Here is a 15974-nt window from a genome sequence, read left to right as displayed (position 1 = left end):
CGGGTCCCGTGCTTCGCCGCGGGATCCGGCGGCAGTAAAACCATTCGGCCCGTCTTTTCGGAGGCGGGCCTTTTGTTTGTGCAATGACTCAGTACGACACGGTGACCGTGATCGTGTCGGCGTAGCTGCCGGGCGCGACGTACTGCCCGGTGGGCACCGCGCCGTAGACCGTCAGGCTGACGGACCCGAGCAGCAGCGTGCCGCTGCGGGTGACCGTGCTGGTACCGGCGCTGCCATCGCCCCAGACGGTCGCGCGCGCGGCATCCGTGTACAGGTTGTAGGACAGCGTGTTGGCGCCTGACGCCATGCGCCGCGGCGCGTAGCTGGCGGCTTGTCCGCGCGACAGGCTGATGGTGAAGCTGGGCAGCACGTCGAGCGGAATGCCGCAGCTGACGGTGACGGTGCCGCTGCTCTGGTCCGCGTTGCCAGAGGCCGGGTCGTAGACGCCGAAGTTCACGGCGGTGGCCGAGGCCGATACCGGGCTGAGCACCGTGCCGCAGACGGCGGCCTGCGCGCGCGGCGCGATCAGTCCGAGACCGAGCAGCACGATGCCGGCGCACGCGGCGCGTAGTCGTCGTCGATCACGGTTCATGGCGTCCATCGCTCTGCAGGCATGGGATCGGTCCTTCGGTCGGGATGCGTCCGTGCGTATTCGCCGGCGGCGGCGCGATGCGGAAACGGCAGCGCAGGCGGCCGCTGCGCACGGTGCCCGACAACGGCGTCGGGATGTCCTCGATGAACACCTTGCCGTGTCTCCCGACCACCAGCAAGTCGGCGCGTCCGTCGATGGCGACGCGGGCGCCGAGCGGCGGGTCGCGGCCGTCTTCCAGTTGCAGCGTGACCAGCACGGGATGCGCGACCTGCGGCGCCAGGTCCACGCGCACGCCGCTGTCGCGTCGCGGCACCACGTCGCGTTCCGGATGTTCGACGATGACGTTCATGGGGTAGTCGGTCGGATCGATCGACAGGTGATTGGTCGCGTACGCGTTCAGATCGGTGACCAGCGCCGTGCCGTTCGCGCCAGTCACGGCCACGGGGCGGTGTTCGCGGTAGATCGGCAGGCCCGCAGCGCCGGCGTCGACGACCGCGAAGGCGTCGCCGGTGCGGCGCGCAGCGTAGGTGTTCGACCCCATCAGGACCAGCGCGCCGGACGCGCCGATGCGTGCGTTGGTGTCCTCGTCGATGCGCGAGACGCCGGCGCGCAGCGTGGCGTGCGGAGCGTTCCAGGTGGCGTCGGCTTCGCGGATGTCGGTAGGGCCGGTGTATGCGCCGAGGCGGTAGCCGAAGCCGCCGTCGGGGTTGGCCGGGCGGCTCAGCGTCATGCCGGCGGCGTCGCCGTCGCGGCGGTCGCGGCGCGCGAAGGCCGAGAGGTCGTGCGTGCCGAGCGGAATCGTCAGCGACAGCTGGCCCTGCCAGTCGTTGCCGCTGCGATCGTACAGCGAGCCGATGCTGACGTAGACGCCGTCGCCGAATGCATGCGCGTAGCTGAGCGAAACCAGTTGCGTGCGGTACACGCGCTGGTCGACGTCGATCCACGAGGCCGTGAGCGTGCCGCGCCGGTCGAGCACGGTGCTGGCGCCGAGCTGCAGACGGCGTCGCGCCGGCGCGAGATCATACAGCGAGCCGACGTCGCGGTAGTCGCGCGAGCTCAGCTCGAAGCGGCCGAACAGGCTCAAGGACCGCGTCTGGCCGCTGGCGGCGAGGGCGATCAGGTGTCCTTGCCGCCCGTTGTGCATACTGGTCGCTGCGTCGATTTCGAGGATGCCCAGCGGTTGCACCGCGATGGACGCGCCGCCGCCGAACAGCGCGGTGTCGCGCCCGGCCTCGGCGTGCGCTTCGAGCGTCAGGTTGCGGTGCACGCCGTGGCGCACGGTGAGCAGGGCGGCGGGCGTGCCGTAGGCGAAGCTGCGCAGGCCGTAGTCGCGGCGCAGGAAGCCGGCGTCGAAGCTGTAGTCGCTGAGCCCCGGGCGCAGCAGGCGGTCGGATGCATAGAACGGCACGGTTTGCGTCTGTTCGCGGCCGAGCAGGTCGCGAACCACCAGGGTGGCGACGTTGCGACCGGCGTCGACCGGAATGTCGTCGACGCGGAACGGCCCCGGTGCGACCGGCTTGTCGAGCACGTGCGCGGCGTTGACGTAGACGTCGAGGTTCGACGGCACCGTGGTCGAACCGAGGAAGCCGGGCAGGGGAAAGGTGCGCATCTGCGGCTGCAGCGAGAAATCGGTGCCGACGTGCAGGCCGGCGAAGCGCACCGGCCGCGACCAGCGCAGGCTGTCGGACACGGCGTCGCCGATCACCCACTGCCGCAGCGCGTCGGGACGGTCCATGACCAGCGACGAATCCAGACGCACGGTGCGCTGGATGCCCGCGCCGTACAGCCTGAATCCCGAGTTGGCGAAGCGCCAGCGCGGGCGGAACAGCACGGCCGACAGCGTCGCGCCGCCGTTGCTGCCGCCGCGCTGGTCATGCGCGGCGGTCACGTCGTAGTTCAGCACCATGCCCGAAGCAGTGGGATCGGGCGTGGCCAGGCGTGGGGCATCGACGTGGATGCGTTCGGGTTGCAGGCGGTCGCCGGCGGCATCGATCAGCAGGCGTTGCCCGGTTTCATCGAGCTGGACATGGATGCCGGCGAGCTTCGAGAGATCCACGCGGGGACCGACCGGATCGTCGCGTTGGAAGCGCAGTCCGGCGGCGGCGAGCGTGTCGCGGTCCATCCACAGATCGCCGTTGCGCTGGATCACGGCCGCATCCAGTTGCGTGTTGCGGCCGTTGATCCAGACTTGCAGCAGAAGATCACGGTTGTCGAGCTCGAAGCGCACGGCGGGATGCGCGCCGTAGGCGAGTTGCGGGCCGACCAGCAGCAGGCACGCGAGCAGGCATCCCCGGGCGCGCAACCGGTGCATCGGCGGGCTAGTCCCGCACGGTGACGGCGGCATGCAGCGCGGTATTGCCGTGCAGTTCCCGGCCTTCGATGCGCAGTTGCGCAGGCGCGTGCGGCAGATGCGACAGCGTCCAGCTGCGCTCGGCGCCGGCCAGCACGTAGTTCAGGCTCTTGGCGGTCAGCGGATGGCGCGAGCCGTCGGGCGCGACCGCCGTCAGATCGACCAGCTTCGCGTAGCCCGCGCCGCGGTTGCGCACCGATACGCGGATGCCGTCCGGCGTGCGCTGCGCTTCCCAGTGCAGCGCGGGCGCCTCGTGTGCGCGGTCGTCGACGAACACCGGCACACTGAATTGCAGCAGCACGCGCACGCCGTCGGAGGTCTTGTGGTTCGGGTCGGGCAGTTCGCTGACCAGCAGACGGAAACTGCGCTCGTGCGGCTGCGTGGAAGGTGTGACGCGCAGGCGTATGGTCTGCTTCTCGCCCGGCGCGATGCGCGCCATCGGCGGACTCAGCTGCAGTGCATCGGTGGCGATCAGACGATCCGTGCCGCCGCGCTGGACCCAGGCGTAGCCCTCGACCTGCACCATGATCGGCTGGTCGCCGCGGTTCATAGCGTAGAGCACGGCGGCGCCGCCCTTGGCGTCCAGCTTCACCGTCGTCGGCGCGACCGAGAGCGAGCCGGCCGACGCCGAGCCCGCGGCCAGACCGACCAGCAGCAGGGCGCCGCCGAGGATGCGTCGCAGCGCGGAGAGCACGTTGACGCTCAGTAGGAGACGGTGGCGGTGATGGTGTCCGAGTAGGCGCCGCTGGTCACGAACTGACTGATCGGCACGCGTCCGTACACGGTGTAGTCCTGCGAACTCGAACCGGTGCCCACGCCGGAGTTGGTCAGCGTCGAGCCGCTGCCGTCGCCCCACACGGTGGTGTGCGCGGCGTCCGTGTAGAGCTGGTAATTCAGCGTGGATGCGATGCCGTCGGACATGTTGCGGCTGGTCAGCGTCGAACCGCTGGTGGTGCCGGCATCGAGCGAAACCGCATAGGACGTGCCGGTCGAGCACTGCACGCTGACAGTGCTTGTGGCGTCGTCGGGCGTGGCCGAGCCGGGGTCGTAGTTGCCGAAGTTCAGGTTGGTCGCGGAGATCGCGCAACTCGCCAGCACGGTGGCATTGACGGAAAAGGTGGTCGAAGTCGTTGCCGCGTCGGCGGCGCCGCACGCAAGGCAGGCGAGGAGCATCGCGCTTCCCCATGCCAGAGCCTTCCGCGATGACCGGCCGCGCTGGCCGGCAGCCTGCATGTTGCTAGTCGTCATGACATCCCTCCCGGATCGTTGACAACCATGCGCCCCCGCGTTCTTCCGTGCCGGGACTTGAGGCACTGCGCATTCAGCATAGGTCGGCGAGGGCGATTGTCAATGCATTCGGGCTGAGGTCGCCCGAACGGCTGTGCGCTCACTGCCCCGTGGCGGCACGCAGCGTTTCTCGCATCGACGCGGCTCGATGCCCGCGCCGTGTTCCGCGATTTCATGCGTGGACGCAGGCCTTGTTTCGCAAGCAAAAAAAAAACGGCCCGCAAAGCTGCAGACCGTTGAATACATGGTGGCCGGGGACGGAATCGAACCGCCGACACGGGGATTTTCAATCCCCTGCTCTACCAACTGAGCTACCCGGCCGAATTGGGATGCTCGCGAGGCTGCGTTGAGCGCCGCGCGAAGCCGCGTATTAAATCGATTGCGCGCGGCTGCGTCAAGCCATGCGTGCGAATCAGTCGGCTTCGGGAGGCACGTAGCCTTCGGGCTGGGCGAGGTCGCCTTCGTCGAACAGGAAGCTCTTCATCTGAGTTTCCAGGAACTTGCGCGCCTCGGGGTCGAGCGGGTTGAGGCGGTATTCGTTGATGAGCATGGTCTGATGCGCCATCCACTGCTGCCAGGCCTGGCGCGAGATGTGTTCGTAGACGCGTTTGCCCAGCGGGCCCGGCCAGGGGGCGAAATCCAGGCCGTCGGCGTCGATGTCGAGTTTGGCGCAGTGCACGGTGCGCGTCATGCGTCGGACTCCCAGGTGTCGTTCAAAAGTTTGCGTACGGGTGCGGGCAGGCCGAGGGCGTCGATCTGGTCGCGGCCGCACCAGCGAAGATCGTCATTATCGGCGATTCGCGGCGTCGGTGCCGCAGCCTCGAACAGCAGCGGCTGGATGCGTAGGCGGTAGTGGCTGAACACATGGGTGAACGCGTTCAGCGCGCGCGGTTCGTGCACCTTCGCATGTTCGGCGGCCCGGCGTTTCGCGTCGTCGTCGCTTTCGGCTTCGGGCAGGCTCCACAGCCCGGACCACACGCCGGGCTGGTCGCGTCGCTGCAGCAGAATGCGCTGCTCGGCATCGCGCAGCAGCAGCATGTGTGTGCGTCGCGTGGGTATCGCGCGGGTCGGTTTGGGGGTCGGCAGTTCGGCGGTCAGGTCTTGCGCATAAGCCACGCAGCTTGCGTGCAATGGGCAGGCTTCGCAGCGCGGGCGGCTGCGCGTGCACAGGGTCGCGCCGAGATCCATGATGGCCTGCGTGTAGTCGGCCAGTCGTTGGTGTGGCGTGTGCTGCTCGGCCAGCGCCCACAGCTGTTTTTCCACCGCGCTCTGGCCCGGATGGCCGTGGATGCCGTGCAGGCGCGTCAGTACACGCTTGACGTTGCCGTCGAGAATCGGGAAGCGCAGCCCGTGCGCCTGTGACAGGATGGCGCCAGCGGTCGAACGGCCGATGCCGGGCAGCGCGGCCAGCGCCTCGAAGTCGCGCGGCAGTTCGCCGCCGTGCTGCTGCACGCACAGGCGCGCGGCGCGATGCAGGAAGCGGGCGCGTCGGTAGTAGCCCAGACCGGACCATAGGGCGAGCACGGTGTCTTCGTCCGCGGCGGCCAGGTCGGCGAGCGTGGGCAGGGCCTCGACGAAGCGCTGAAAATAGTCGATGACCGTTTCGACGCGGGTCTGCTGCAGCATGATCTCCGACAGCCACACGCGGTACGCACTGCGCGGATGCTGCCAGGGCAGGTCATGGCGGCCGTGGCGGTCGAACCAGGCCAGCAGCGGGGCGGCGATCGATTTCACTTCGTTTCGGCGCTCTGTACGGCGGGTGCGCTGCTGCCGGCCACCGCCGGTACGGCCGTGCCCGAGCGCAGCTTCAGGCCTTTGATCTGCACGTCGCCGAACGACAGTGCGTCGGCATCGAGGCTGCCGTCCACCGGAGGCGGCGGCAGCGGTCCCGGGGGGTGGTCGCCGGCGATGCGTTTCCACCACGCGCTCAGTTCGAGCGGCGAGAGCTGCAGGTCGGCCGAGGTCTTCGGTCCCTGGATCTTCACGTGCAGGCGGCCGCCGAGACGGGTGTCGGCGGCATCCGAGCCGACGTCGAGTTGGTAAAGCTGGCCGCCGTGCAGCGTCATGTCGCCCTTGAGCGCGAGGGACAGCTTCGGTCCGCCGAGCCATTGCGCTTCGCCGCTGAGCTGCAGTTTCGAGTCCTTGTCGCCATAGGCGTTCAGACGCAACTGGCGCAGATCGATGGCGCCCTGCGGGTTCTTCTGCGGCGTGAACGTCAGCGACAGACGCAGATCTTCGCCCGAGGCCGATTCGCCCGAAGCCGTCAGCGAGAACGGGTGGCCCGGCAACAGCGCGCCGGTCTGCAGACTGGCGTTCTGCAGCAGCACGGCATTGTTTCGCACCAGCGTGCCGTTGTGGATCGCGATGCCTGCGTCGATGCTGGGCAGACTTGCGCCGCCGCCCGGCTTGCTCGGCAGGGCGCTGAGCGCGAGCTGCAGCTGATTCAGGTCCAGTCGCGGGGAGTCCAGTTCGAGCCGGTTGATGGCCGTCGGTCCGCCGAACAGCGTGCGCCACGGCACCACGATCTGGCCGTGGTCGGCGATCAGGATCGGGTCGGCCTGATTCTTGGCGAACACCTGCATGCCCTGCAACTGCACGCCCGGTCGCGGCCACAAGGTCGGTCGCGCCGGTGCGCTCAGGGTCAGTTCGAGGCCGGCGTTGCGCGCCGCGCCGCGCAGCGTCTCGGTGAAGCGCGCGGGGCGCAGCAGGACGTAGGCGACGATCAGCGCGGCGATCACCAACGCCAGAACGACGCCGGCGATCGATAGAAGCGTGATGCGCAGGCGTCGGGACATGGATCAGGCGTCCGTTTCGGCGGGTAGCAGGCCGTCGACGTAGGCCTCGGCGTCGAACGGACGCAGGTCGGCGATGCCCTCGCCGAGACCGATGTAACGGATCGGCAGGCCGAATTCGCGCGCCAGGGCGAACACCACGCCGCCGCGTGCGGTGCCGTCGAGCTTGGTCACGACCAGACCGGTGACGCCGATGGCCTGGTGGAACTGACGCACCTGGCTGATCGCGTTCTGGCCGGTGGTGCCGTCGATCACCATCAGCACCTCGTGCGGCGCGTCCGGGTCGAGTTTCTTCAGTACACGGGCGATCTTGCCGAGTTCGTCCATCAGGCCGCCTTGGGTGTGCAGGCGGCCGGCGGTGTCGGCGATCAGCAGATCGGCCTTGCGCGACTGCGCGCCCTGCAGGGCGTCGAAGATGACGCTGGCCGAGTCCGCACCCTGACCCTGCGCCACGACCGGCACCCGGTTGCGCTCGCCCCAGGTCTTGAGCTGTTCGACGGCGGCGGCGCGGAACGTGTCGCCGGCCGCCAGCATCACCTTGCGCCCCGCGGCCAGATGATGGTGGGCGAGCTTGCCGATGGTGGTGGTCTTGCCGACGCCGTTGACGCCGACCACCAGCATCACGAACGGCTGGCGGGCGCTCACGTCCAGCGGTTGCTGCACGGGCCTGAGCTGTTCGATCAGCGCTTGTCGCAGCGCTTGTCGCAACGCGCCGGCGTCGACGAACTCGCGCTTGCGCACACGCGGACGCAGCGCCTCGACCAGCGCGGTGCTGGCGGTGACGCCGACGTCGGAGGTGATGAGGAGGGTTTCCAGCTCGTCGAGCAGGGCGTCGTCCAGCGGCGGGTTGCGCTTGAACAGTCCGCCCAGACCGCGTGCGAAGCTGCTGCCGCCCAGTCGCTCGCGCCAGCTGCGCGGCGGTTCGGCAGCCGCTTCGGCGGTCTCGGGCGCCCTCGACGGTGCTTCGGTTTCCGCTTCCGCCGGCGTCGCGACATCGTCGCGCACGGCTTCGTCGCGCGGCGCCTCGGCATCGGCGTCGCCGTGCGCGGCCTCGCGCTTGTCGGCGGCGGGGTCGTTTTTCTTCTTCCAGAACTTGAGCATGAGGCGCGGAAATGAGGACAATCCAGACCGCCATGGTATCACCCGCAACCCACACCACAGCTGAGCGCGACGGCGGAAACCGGATGCGTCGGAGCGTCGCATGAAGCGCAAGACAGGCGGTTCGACAGGACAGGTGCGCATTCTCGGCGGTTCGCTGCGCGGCTCGCTGCTGCGGGTCGCCGACCTGCCGGGACTGCGACCGACGCCCTCGCGAGTGCGCGAAACCCTGTTCAACTGGCTGCAGCCGACGATCGCCGGCGCGCGCTGCCTGGACCTGTTCGCGGGCACGGGCGCGCTCGGCATGGAAGCGCTTTCCCGCGGCGCGGCGCAGACGACCTTCGTCGAGCGCGATGTGGCGGCGGCGAGTGCCCTGCGCGCGAATCTGGAACGGCTGCAGCAGACCGGCGGCACCGTGCATCGCGCCGATGCGCTGACCTATCTTGCCGGCGAGGCGCGCCCGTTCGACGTGGTGTTTCTCGATCCGCCTTTCGCCGACGATGCCTGGAGCGACGTGGCCGCGCGCCTGGACGCCGGCGGCTGGCTGGCCGCCGGCGCGATCATCCACGTCGAGTCGCCAGCCGAGCGCGTACCGGTCTTGCCGTCCTCCTGGCAGCTGCATCGCGAGCGTCGGGCGGGGCAGGTCCGGCATGCACTTTATCGCCGCGCCGAGGGCGATCCGTTAAACTGAAAAGAGCCTTCCGACGCCCGTCCGCATGGCGGCGTCGACGACTTTTCGCCATCGCGGCAGCAGGCCGCAAGGTGTTTCGATGACCTCCAAGACCGATCCCGCTGCGGCCCGCGTGGCCGTCTATCCGGGCACCTTCGATCCGATCACCAACGGACATGCCGACCTGGTCGCGCGCGCCGCGCCGCTGTTCGACCGCGTGGTGGTGGCCGTGGCCGACAGTCACAGCAAGGGGCCGAGTTTCGACCTCGAAGAGCGCATCGGCCTGGCGCGCGAGGCGCTGGCGGATCTGCCCAACGTCGAAGTGCGGGGTTTCGACACGCTGCTGGCGCATTTCGTCAAGGAGATCGGCGCCGGCGTGATCCTGCGCGGTCTGCGCGCGGTGTCCGATTTCGAGTACGAATTCCAGCTGGCGAGCATGAACCGCCATCTGATTCCGCAGGCCGAGACCCTGTTCCTGACGCCGGCCGAGCAGTACAGCTTCATTTCCTCGTCGCTGGTGCGCGAAATCGCGCGCCTGGGCGGCGATGTCAGCGGCTTCGTGCACCCTTCGGTGCAGAAGGCCATGCGGGCGCACTGGCATACCGTCGGCTGAACAGTCGCGCTATGCTTGCCCATCGTGTTCGACAACCAAGGTGACGACTAATGCGCAAACTCGCAATCATCGCGATGCTGGCCCTGGCCGGTGCTTTTGCTCTGACGGCCTGCGGCAAGAAGGGCGATGAGGGGCAGCAGACCCAGCAGGCGGCCAAGCTGACCCGTCCGAGCGACATGAGCAACAAGGCAGCCTGGCAGGCCTACCTGGTGCAGGTGCTGCAGAGCGGCGACAACATGAAGGGCATGACGGGCGATCGTCCGTACGTGTACTACATTGCGCCGGGCGACGACGACAACGACACCGCCGAGCGTCAGCGTCAGCTGGACAACGTCAGCGACTCGCTGGCTCGCGGCGTGCTGCCGGGCAACCTGATGGCCTTCGCCGGCCCGGACTCGTCGAAGACGGCGGATCTGATGATCTCCGCGTTCCAGGGCTCCAAGCCGGGTTCGCTGGACAAGGTAATCGTGGTGTTCATCGGCGATCAGGCCGACGAGCAGCGCGTGGCCGACGTCATCAAGCCGACCGGCGCGATCTTCCGTTTCGCGAAGATGTAATGACTCGCCCCGAACCCGCGGCTGCTCCGATGCACCGCGGGTTCGGCGGTCTCTCCTCCGACCCGATCCCATGGCCCTGAAGATTCTCGACACCTGCATCAACTGCGACGTGTGCGAGCCGGTCTGTCCGAACAACGCGATCTCGCTGGGCGAGGAGTACTACCAGATCAACCCCGACCTGTGCACCGAGTGCGTGGGTCATTTCGACGAGCCGCAGTGCGTCGAGGTCTGTCCGGTCGAGTGCATCCCCAAGGACCCCGACCACGTCGAGACGACCGACCAGTTGCAGCTCAAGTATCAAGCGCTGATGCGCACATCCGGCGAGTAGTCCCGCTCCGCATGCGGCGGACGGCCGTCTGCGCGCCTTTCCCGCGAGGTTCCCGATGCAGCTCTGGTCGATCGAAGGCAATTCCCAGAAACTCGATGGCGGCGCGATGTTCGGCAACGCGCCCAAGGCGCTGTGGACGCGCTGGATCGAGGCGGACGACCAGAACCGCATTCCGCTGGCCTGCCGCTGCCTGCTGGTCAAGGACCTCGACGGTCTGACGGTGCTGTTCGAGACCGGCATCGGCGCGTTCTTCGAGTCCAAGCTGCGTGAGCGCTACGGTGTGGTCGAGTCCGAGCACGTGCTGTTGCAGTCGCTGCAGGAGGCGGGCGTCCGTCACGAGGACGTCGATGCGGTCGTGCTGTCGCATCTGCATTTCGATCATGCCGGCGGCCTGCTCGACCGCTGGCAGGAAGGGCAGCCGCCGCGTCTGCTGTTCCCGAATGCGACGTATCTGGTGGGCGCCGAGCACTGGCAGCGCGCGCGGCATCCGCATCCGCGCGACCGCGCCTCGTTCATTCCCGAGCTGCCGGAACTGCTCGAGAGCAGCGGTCGCCTGGAACTCGTCGATGGCGAGTACTCCCGGCGGCTGGGCAAGGCCGTGCGCTTCCATGTCTCGCAAGGTCACACGCCGGGCCTGATGCTGGCCGAGGTCGTCGCCGACAACGGCGGCCTGGTGTTCTGCGCCGATCTGATTCCGGGTCGGCACTGGGTGCACGTGCCGATCACGATGGGCTACGACCGCTACCCGGAATGCGTGATCGACGAGAAGCGTGCCTTTCTCGAAGACATGCATGCGCGCGGCGTACGGCTGTTTTTCACCCACGACCATGCCTGCGCCATGGCGAGCGTGACGCGCGATGAGCGCGGCCGCTACGCCTGCGAGGACGCGTGCGAGCGTCTGGTCGGCGAGGTATGGTGATCGAAGGTCCGGCGGCTCCGGACGGGATGGGACGTCGATGACGCAGGACCGACGGCCGGCAACGTGGAAACTGCTCGGCGGCAGTCTGCTGCTGCTGATTGCGATGGCCATGCTCGCCAGCAACGAAAGCAACGTGATGACCTACCGTGCGGCGGCCGCGCGGCACGGTGGCGTGGTGGTCGAAGCCACCCGCAAAGGACCCACCAAGGGCAACGACGGCGACATGGTGCGCGTGACCGGCACTCCAAGCGTGACCAAACCGGCCGTCGATCCGCAGTTCGGCATCCGCGCCAACGTGCCGATCCTGTGGCGCGTCACCGAGATGTTCCAGTGGCGCGAGATCGACTACGGCGGCAGCGTCAGCTACGAGCTGCAGTGGGTCGATCACCCGGTCGACTCCAGCATCTTCAAGCAGCGGGCGCGACATCGCAATCCTTCGGCTCTGCCGTTCGGCGGTGGTCGATATCTGGCCGGGGACATGCAGCTGGACGGCTTCAAGCTCAGCCCCGCGATCGTGTCCGCGATGCCGGGACGGACCCACGTGACGCCCGACTTCAGTACGCTGCAGCCGAACATGGCGGCCAGCTTCCGCGTGGTGAAGGGAACGCTGATGACCAGCGAGGATCCGTCCTCGCCGCAGCTCGGCGATCTGCGCGTGAGTTGGCGCGCGGCGCCGCTGCAGGAGATCACGCTGATCGCGCGCAATCGCGACGGCACGCTGGTGCCGGCCGAGGGTGTCGAGGACGGTCCGGGTTTCGAGCTGCAGGTGGGGCAGCACGACGTGCTGGACATGCAGCCGGATCTTCCGCCGCGCCCCTGGCTGCCGTGGCTCTGGCGCGTGCTGTCGCTGGTGCTGGCAGTGTTCGGCGCCTACGCGTTGCTGCGGGGTGTCGCCGCTTCGTCGGCGCGCCGCGCCGGACCGGTCGCGGCCCTGGGCGTGGGCATTGCGCTGATCTGCGGTCTCGGCGGGGTCATGTGGATCACCCGGCGCGCCGATCTCGGCGGCATTCTGCTCGGCGTGGCCGTGCTGGCGCTCGCGGTGACGGCCTGGCGCATGTACGAGCGCAACGGGGCGTCTTAGCGCGCTGAGGTCTTCAGCCGAACGCTTCGGCGTGCTCCAGGAACCACAGCCCGGCGAACAGCTTGGGATCGATGGAATAGCCTTCGCGGCTCATGCGCAGCAGCCAGGCGCCGGCGTCCTGTCGCGGCACTTCGTGAACCACGATCTGTTCGCTCTCGTCGCCGCCGCCCGGTCCGGTGCGGCGCAGTCCGGTGGCGCGCACGAAGACCATCATTTCGGTGCTCATGCCGGCCGAGGAGGGGCCGGTGTGGATGACACTCACGCGTTCGCAGGCATAGCCGGTCTCTTCTTCCAGCTCGCGCTGCGCGGCCAGACAGGCGTCCTCGTCGCCGTGTTCCTCCAGGTCGCCGATCAGCCCGGCGGGCATCTCGATGGTTTTCTGCTGGATCGGCTCGCGATACTGCTCGACGAACAGCACCTTGTCCTCGTCGGTGACGGCGATGATGATCGTCGCGCCGCCGGGGTTGTTGCGCTCGACGAATTCCCAGCGCCCGCGCTGACGCAGGGTCAGCCAGCGACCCCGGTACAGCGTCCGGGTCTGCGGGTCGTCGTCGGTTCGGGTCATGCGTGTTCTCCGTCCAGCGCCTTCAGGCGCGAGCGTGTGAGCGGGCCGAAGCGCAACTGGTCGCAGAGCTCGTCCAGGCGCGTGGCGTCGCGCGGCTTGCGGTGCAGGTCGTCGGCGCGTTCGGGCACCGGTGCGTCCAGCGCGATGCGCGTGATGCGCGCGAACAGACGCGCGGATTCGGCATGCTCGCGCAGCCGGCCGGCGCAGGCCGCGGCGCCGCGCAGACGCAGGTAGGGCACTTCGTCGACGCGTTCCAGCAGGCTCTCCAGGTCGCCGAAGTGCGACAGCAGCGCGGCGGCCGTCTTGGCGCCGACGCCGGGCACGCCGGGGATGTTGTCGACGGCGTCGCCGGTCAGCGCCAGGTAGTCGGCGACCTGGTGCGGCTGCACGCCGAGCTTCTCCATCACGCCGTCCGGCCCCCAGCGACGGTTGCGCGCGAAATCCCACTGCGCGTCGCGTTCGCCGAGCAGTTGCCCGAAGTCCTTGTCGGCCGAGACGATCACGCTGTCGATGCCCTGCGCGCGCAGCGTCCACAGCATCGAGCCGATCAGGTCGTCGGCTTCGTAGGTGTGGTGCGCGAGCGTGGTCACGCCCATCGCCTCGGTCACCGCGCGGCATAGCTCGAACTGGCGCTCCAGATCCGGCGGCGGCAGCTCGCGGTTGGCCTTGTACGGCGGATAGAGGTTGTTGCGGAACGAGGTGGTCAGCGCGGCGTCGAAGGCGACCATGAGATGCAGCGGCCGCACCCGTTCGATCAGTTCGCACAGGAATCGGGTGTAACCGTGCACGGCGTTGACCGGGTGTCCGTCGCGGTCGGTGAATTCGTCCGGCATCGAGTGCCAGGCGCGGAACACATACAGGCTGCCGTCGACCAGATAGGCCGGCGCCGCGTTCGGGGTTGCGGAGACGTTCACGGCGTCCAGTCGCTGACGATGTCGTCCAGCGCCGGGCGGTCGCGCATCGGCACGTCCAGCTTCGGTGTGCCGATGTGCACGAAGCCCACCACGCACTCGCCTTCGCCCAGGCCGAGGATGTCCGCGACGGCGTCGTCGTAGGCGGCCCAGCCGGTCAGCCATTGCGCGCCGTAGCCCAGCGCCTGCGCGCCGAGCAGCAGGTTGTAGGCGACGCATCCGGCGGACAGCAGTTGCTCCTGCTCGGGGATGCGGCCGGCCTCGATGCGCGCGATCACCGCCACCACCAGCGGCGCGAAGGTGTAGCGAAGATTCTCCTTTTCTTGCTTGGCCGGGGGCAGGTCCGGGTCCCGCTCCACGGCGCGCCGGGCCAGGCGCTGGCCGAACTCCAGCTTGGCGTCGCCTTCGAGGACGATCAGCCGCCACGGTTCCAGTTTGCCGTGGTCGGGCACGCGGATGGCTGCCGCGAACAGGCGCTGCCGTTCGTCGGCATCGGGTGCGGGCGCTTCGAGCTGGCGCGAGGGCACCGAGCAGCGGTTCAGGAGTGTGGCGAGGGGATCGGACATGGAGCGGATTCCGTGGATTCGGGTCAATCGTCGTCGAGGCGGAAGGCATCGGGGAGCAGCGCGCCGACGGTCGTCTGTCGCTGCAGCCCCTGCAGATTGGCGAGCGTGACCGGGATGTCGTCGGCCACCAGTTCGGCCATCACCTGGCGGCATGCGCCGCACGGGCTGACCGGCGCGTCGGTGTCGCTGATGACGGCGATGTGCGCGAAGTCGCCGCGCTTGCAGCCGGCCGCGATGGCGCTGAACAGGGCGGTGCGCTCGGCGCAGTTGCACAGGCCGTAGGACGCGTTCTCGACGTTGCAGCCGAGGAAGACCCGCCCGTCATGTGTCAGCACGGCGGCGCCGACGAGGAAATTCGAGTACGGCGCATAGGCCTGTTTGCGTGCCTGAAGCGCCTGCTGCATGAGTTGGTCCGGAGTCATGGTCATTCGGCCCCTGTTCGATGCGTCTTGGCTTTCCAGTGTATCGACAATGGTCTGCGCCTGCGTGTACGCGTCCCGGCATCGTGTACGATGCGCGGACACCGTACGGGAGGCGAGGGATGACTGTCACAGTTGCGGCCCTGCGCGAGACCGCTGCCGGCGAGCGGCGCGTGGCCATCGTTCCTGAAGTGGCGAAGAAGCTGCACGCCAGCGGCGTCGAGGTGATGCTCGAACGCGGCTCGGGCGCGGCGGCGGGATTTCCCGACGAGGCCTACGAGGGCGTGACGTTCGAGGACGCGGCGACCGTCGCGTCGCGCGCCGACCTGCTGTGGTGCCTGCAGATGCCGGAGGCTGGGCGTCTGGGCGACTTGCGCAAGGGCAGCGTGCTGATCGGCCAGCTGCAGCCGCACCGTCATGCCGAGGCGTTGCGGCAACTGGCGGCCGGGGGCATCACCGCATTCGCGCTGGAGCTGCTGCCGCGCACGACGCGCGCGCAGGCGATGGACATTCTCAGCTCGCAGGCGGCCGTGGCCGGGTATCGGGCCATGCTGATCGCCGCCACGCACAGCCCGAAGTTCTTTCCCATGCTGACCACCGCGGCCGGCACCATCCGGCCGTCGCGGGTGTTGGTCATCGGCGCCGGCGTGGCCGGATTGCAGGCCATCGCCACGGCGCGCCGGCTGGGCGCGCAGGTGGAAGGTTACGACGTGCGCAGCGAGACCCGCGAGCAGGTGCAGTCGCTGGGCGCGAAGTTCCTCGAGCTGGGCGTCGATGCGGCCGGCGAGGGCGGCTACGCGCGCGAGTTGTCCGCCGACGAACGCGCCGCGCAGCAGCAAGCGCTGGCCGAGCACCTGACCGCCATCGACGTGGTCGTGACCACGGCGGCGGTGCCGGGGCGTCCGGCGCCGCGCATCCTGACGCGGGCGATGGTCGAGGGCATGAAGCCGGGCGCGCTGGTGGTGGACCTGGCCGCGGAGAGCGGAGGCAACTGCGAACTGACCCAACCCGGCGAGCAGGTCGACCACGGCGGCCGCACGATCATCGGGCCATTGAACCTGGCCTCCGGCGCGGCCTTTCACGCGTCGCAGATGTTCGCGCGCAACCTGCAGCACTTCTCGTCGCTGCTGGTGGGCGAGGACGGTCTGCACCTCGATTTCGACGACGAGCTGGTCGCGCGCAGCTGCGTGGCGCACGACGGCGAAGTGCGTTTCGGCGCGGCCTGA

19 protein-coding genes and 1 tRNA gene are annotated in these 15974 nt (G+C 68.8%); 7 read left to right on the top strand and 13 right to left on the bottom strand.

Annotation, left to right across the window (positions count from 1 at the left end):
* Window positions 1-88 precede the first annotated feature (88 nt).
* The 9 genes from LF63_RS11475 to ftsY form a co-directional block, all read right to left on the bottom strand.
* A complete protein-coding gene (locus LF63_RS11475; RefSeq protein ID WP_052394995.1) occupies window positions 89-592 on the bottom strand; it encodes a Csu type fimbrial protein in 504 nt (167 codons plus the stop codon).
* Window positions 582-2894, bottom strand: a complete 2313-nt coding sequence (locus LF63_RS11470; protein ID WP_043101949.1) for a fimbria/pilus outer membrane usher protein — start codon at window positions 2892-2894, stop codon at window positions 582-584. The genes LF63_RS11475 and LF63_RS11470 overlap by 11 nt, the downstream gene beginning before the upstream one ends.
* A 16-nt stretch (window positions 2895-2910) precedes the next feature.
* On the bottom strand, window positions 2911-3636 hold the full coding sequence (locus LF63_RS11465) for a fimbrial biogenesis chaperone (RefSeq protein ID WP_052394993.1): 726 nt from the start codon (window positions 3634-3636) through the stop codon (window positions 2911-2913).
* Window positions 3637-3644: 8 nt separating this feature from the next.
* Window positions 3645-4115 carry a Csu type fimbrial protein gene (locus tag LF63_RS11460; protein ID WP_200877549.1) on the bottom strand — a complete coding sequence of 157 codons (471 nt, stop codon included), beginning with the start codon at window positions 4113-4115 and terminating at the stop codon, window positions 3645-3647.
* A gap of 359 nt (window positions 4116-4474) precedes the next feature.
* A tRNA-Phe gene (locus LF63_RS11455) sits at window positions 4475-4550 on the bottom strand.
* Between the two features lie 91 nt (window positions 4551-4641).
* A complete protein-coding gene (locus LF63_RS11450; protein WP_043101944.1) occupies window positions 4642-4920 on the bottom strand; it encodes an oxidative damage protection protein in 279 nt (92 codons plus the stop codon).
* A complete protein-coding gene (mutY, locus tag LF63_RS11445) occupies window positions 4917-5963 on the bottom strand; it encodes an A/G-specific adenine glycosylase (RefSeq protein WP_043101941.1) in 1047 nt (348 codons plus the stop codon). Before mutY ends, LF63_RS11450 begins: the two co-directional genes overlap by 4 nt.
* Window positions 5960-7024 (bottom strand): AsmA family protein, encoded by a 1065-nt coding sequence (locus LF63_RS16315; protein ID WP_043101938.1) that lies wholly within the window; start codon window positions 7022-7024, stop codon window positions 5960-5962. The genes mutY and LF63_RS16315 overlap by 4 nt, the downstream gene beginning before the upstream one ends.
* A gap of 3 nt (window positions 7025-7027) precedes the next feature.
* Complete coding sequence (ftsY, locus tag LF63_RS11435; RefSeq protein ID WP_081945196.1) at window positions 7028-8122, bottom strand: signal recognition particle-docking protein FtsY; 1095 nt, start codon at window positions 8120-8122, stop codon at window positions 7028-7030.
* Window positions 8123-8222: 100 nt separating this feature from the next.
* Here ftsY and rsmD point away from each other — a divergent pair, with 100 nt between their 5' ends.
* The 6 genes from rsmD (at window position 8223) to LF63_RS11405 (ending at window position 12287) form a co-directional block, all read left to right on the top strand.
* On the top strand, window positions 8223-8810 hold the full coding sequence (rsmD, locus tag LF63_RS11430) for a 16S rRNA (guanine(966)-N(2))-methyltransferase RsmD (protein ID WP_043101936.1): 588 nt from the start codon (window positions 8223-8225) through the stop codon (window positions 8808-8810).
* Between the two features lie 79 nt (window positions 8811-8889).
* Entirely contained in the window at window positions 8890-9402 is a 513-nt protein-coding gene (gene coaD, locus LF63_RS11425; protein WP_043101932.1) for a pantetheine-phosphate adenylyltransferase, read from the top strand.
* Between the two features lie 50 nt (window positions 9403-9452).
* Window positions 9453-9959, top strand: coding sequence for an LptM family lipoprotein (locus LF63_RS11420; RefSeq protein ID WP_043101930.1), 507 nt, complete (start codon window positions 9453-9455; stop codon window positions 9957-9959).
* A gap of 70 nt (window positions 9960-10029) precedes the next feature.
* Window positions 10030-10287, top strand: a complete 258-nt coding sequence (locus tag LF63_RS11415; protein WP_043101926.1) for a YfhL family 4Fe-4S dicluster ferredoxin — start codon at window positions 10030-10032, stop codon at window positions 10285-10287.
* A gap of 55 nt (window positions 10288-10342) precedes the next feature.
* Window positions 10343-11206, top strand: a complete 864-nt coding sequence (locus LF63_RS11410) for an MBL fold metallo-hydrolase (RefSeq protein ID WP_052394991.1) — start codon at window positions 10343-10345, stop codon at window positions 11204-11206.
* Between the two features lie 37 nt (window positions 11207-11243).
* Window positions 11244-12287 (top strand): TMEM43 family protein, encoded by a 1044-nt coding sequence (locus LF63_RS11405; RefSeq protein ID WP_043101924.1) that lies wholly within the window; start codon window positions 11244-11246, stop codon window positions 12285-12287.
* A 13-nt stretch (window positions 12288-12300) separates the two neighbouring features.
* Here LF63_RS11405 and LF63_RS11400 read toward each other — a convergent pair whose 3' ends face one another.
* Genes LF63_RS11400 through cdd form a run of 4 tightly spaced genes read right to left on the bottom strand, consistent with a single transcriptional unit; the run spans window position 12301 to window position 14751 of the window.
* Window positions 12301-12852: an NUDIX hydrolase gene (locus LF63_RS11400; protein WP_043101923.1), complete on the bottom strand. Its 552-nt coding sequence runs from the start codon at window positions 12850-12852 to the stop codon at window positions 12301-12303.
* On the bottom strand, window positions 12849-13766 hold the full coding sequence (locus tag LF63_RS11395; RefSeq protein WP_425477046.1) for a 5'-3' exonuclease: 918 nt from the start codon (window positions 13764-13766) through the stop codon (window positions 12849-12851). Before LF63_RS11395 ends, LF63_RS11400 begins: the two co-directional genes overlap by 4 nt.
* A complete protein-coding gene (locus tag LF63_RS11390) occupies window positions 13763-14329 on the bottom strand; it encodes a nitroreductase family protein (protein WP_043101920.1) in 567 nt (188 codons plus the stop codon). The genes LF63_RS11395 and LF63_RS11390 overlap by 4 nt, the downstream gene beginning before the upstream one ends.
* A gap of 23 nt (window positions 14330-14352) precedes the next feature.
* On the bottom strand, window positions 14353-14751 hold the full coding sequence (cdd, locus tag LF63_RS11385) for a cytidine deaminase (protein WP_425477045.1): 399 nt from the start codon (window positions 14749-14751) through the stop codon (window positions 14353-14355).
* 119 nt (window positions 14752-14870) lie between these two features.
* Between cdd and LF63_RS11380 the strand changes: the two genes are divergently transcribed.
* Window positions 14871-15974 (top strand): NAD(P) transhydrogenase subunit alpha, encoded by a 1104-nt coding sequence (locus LF63_RS11380; RefSeq protein ID WP_043101915.1) that lies wholly within the window; start codon window positions 14871-14873, stop codon window positions 15972-15974.

It is taken from the genome of Oleiagrimonas soli, assembly GCF_000761445.1.
In the GTDB taxonomy this organism is placed as follows: Bacteria; Pseudomonadota; Gammaproteobacteria; order Xanthomonadales; family Rhodanobacteraceae; genus Oleiagrimonas; species Oleiagrimonas soli.
This window is presented reverse-complemented; position numbering and strand designations above follow the sequence as displayed.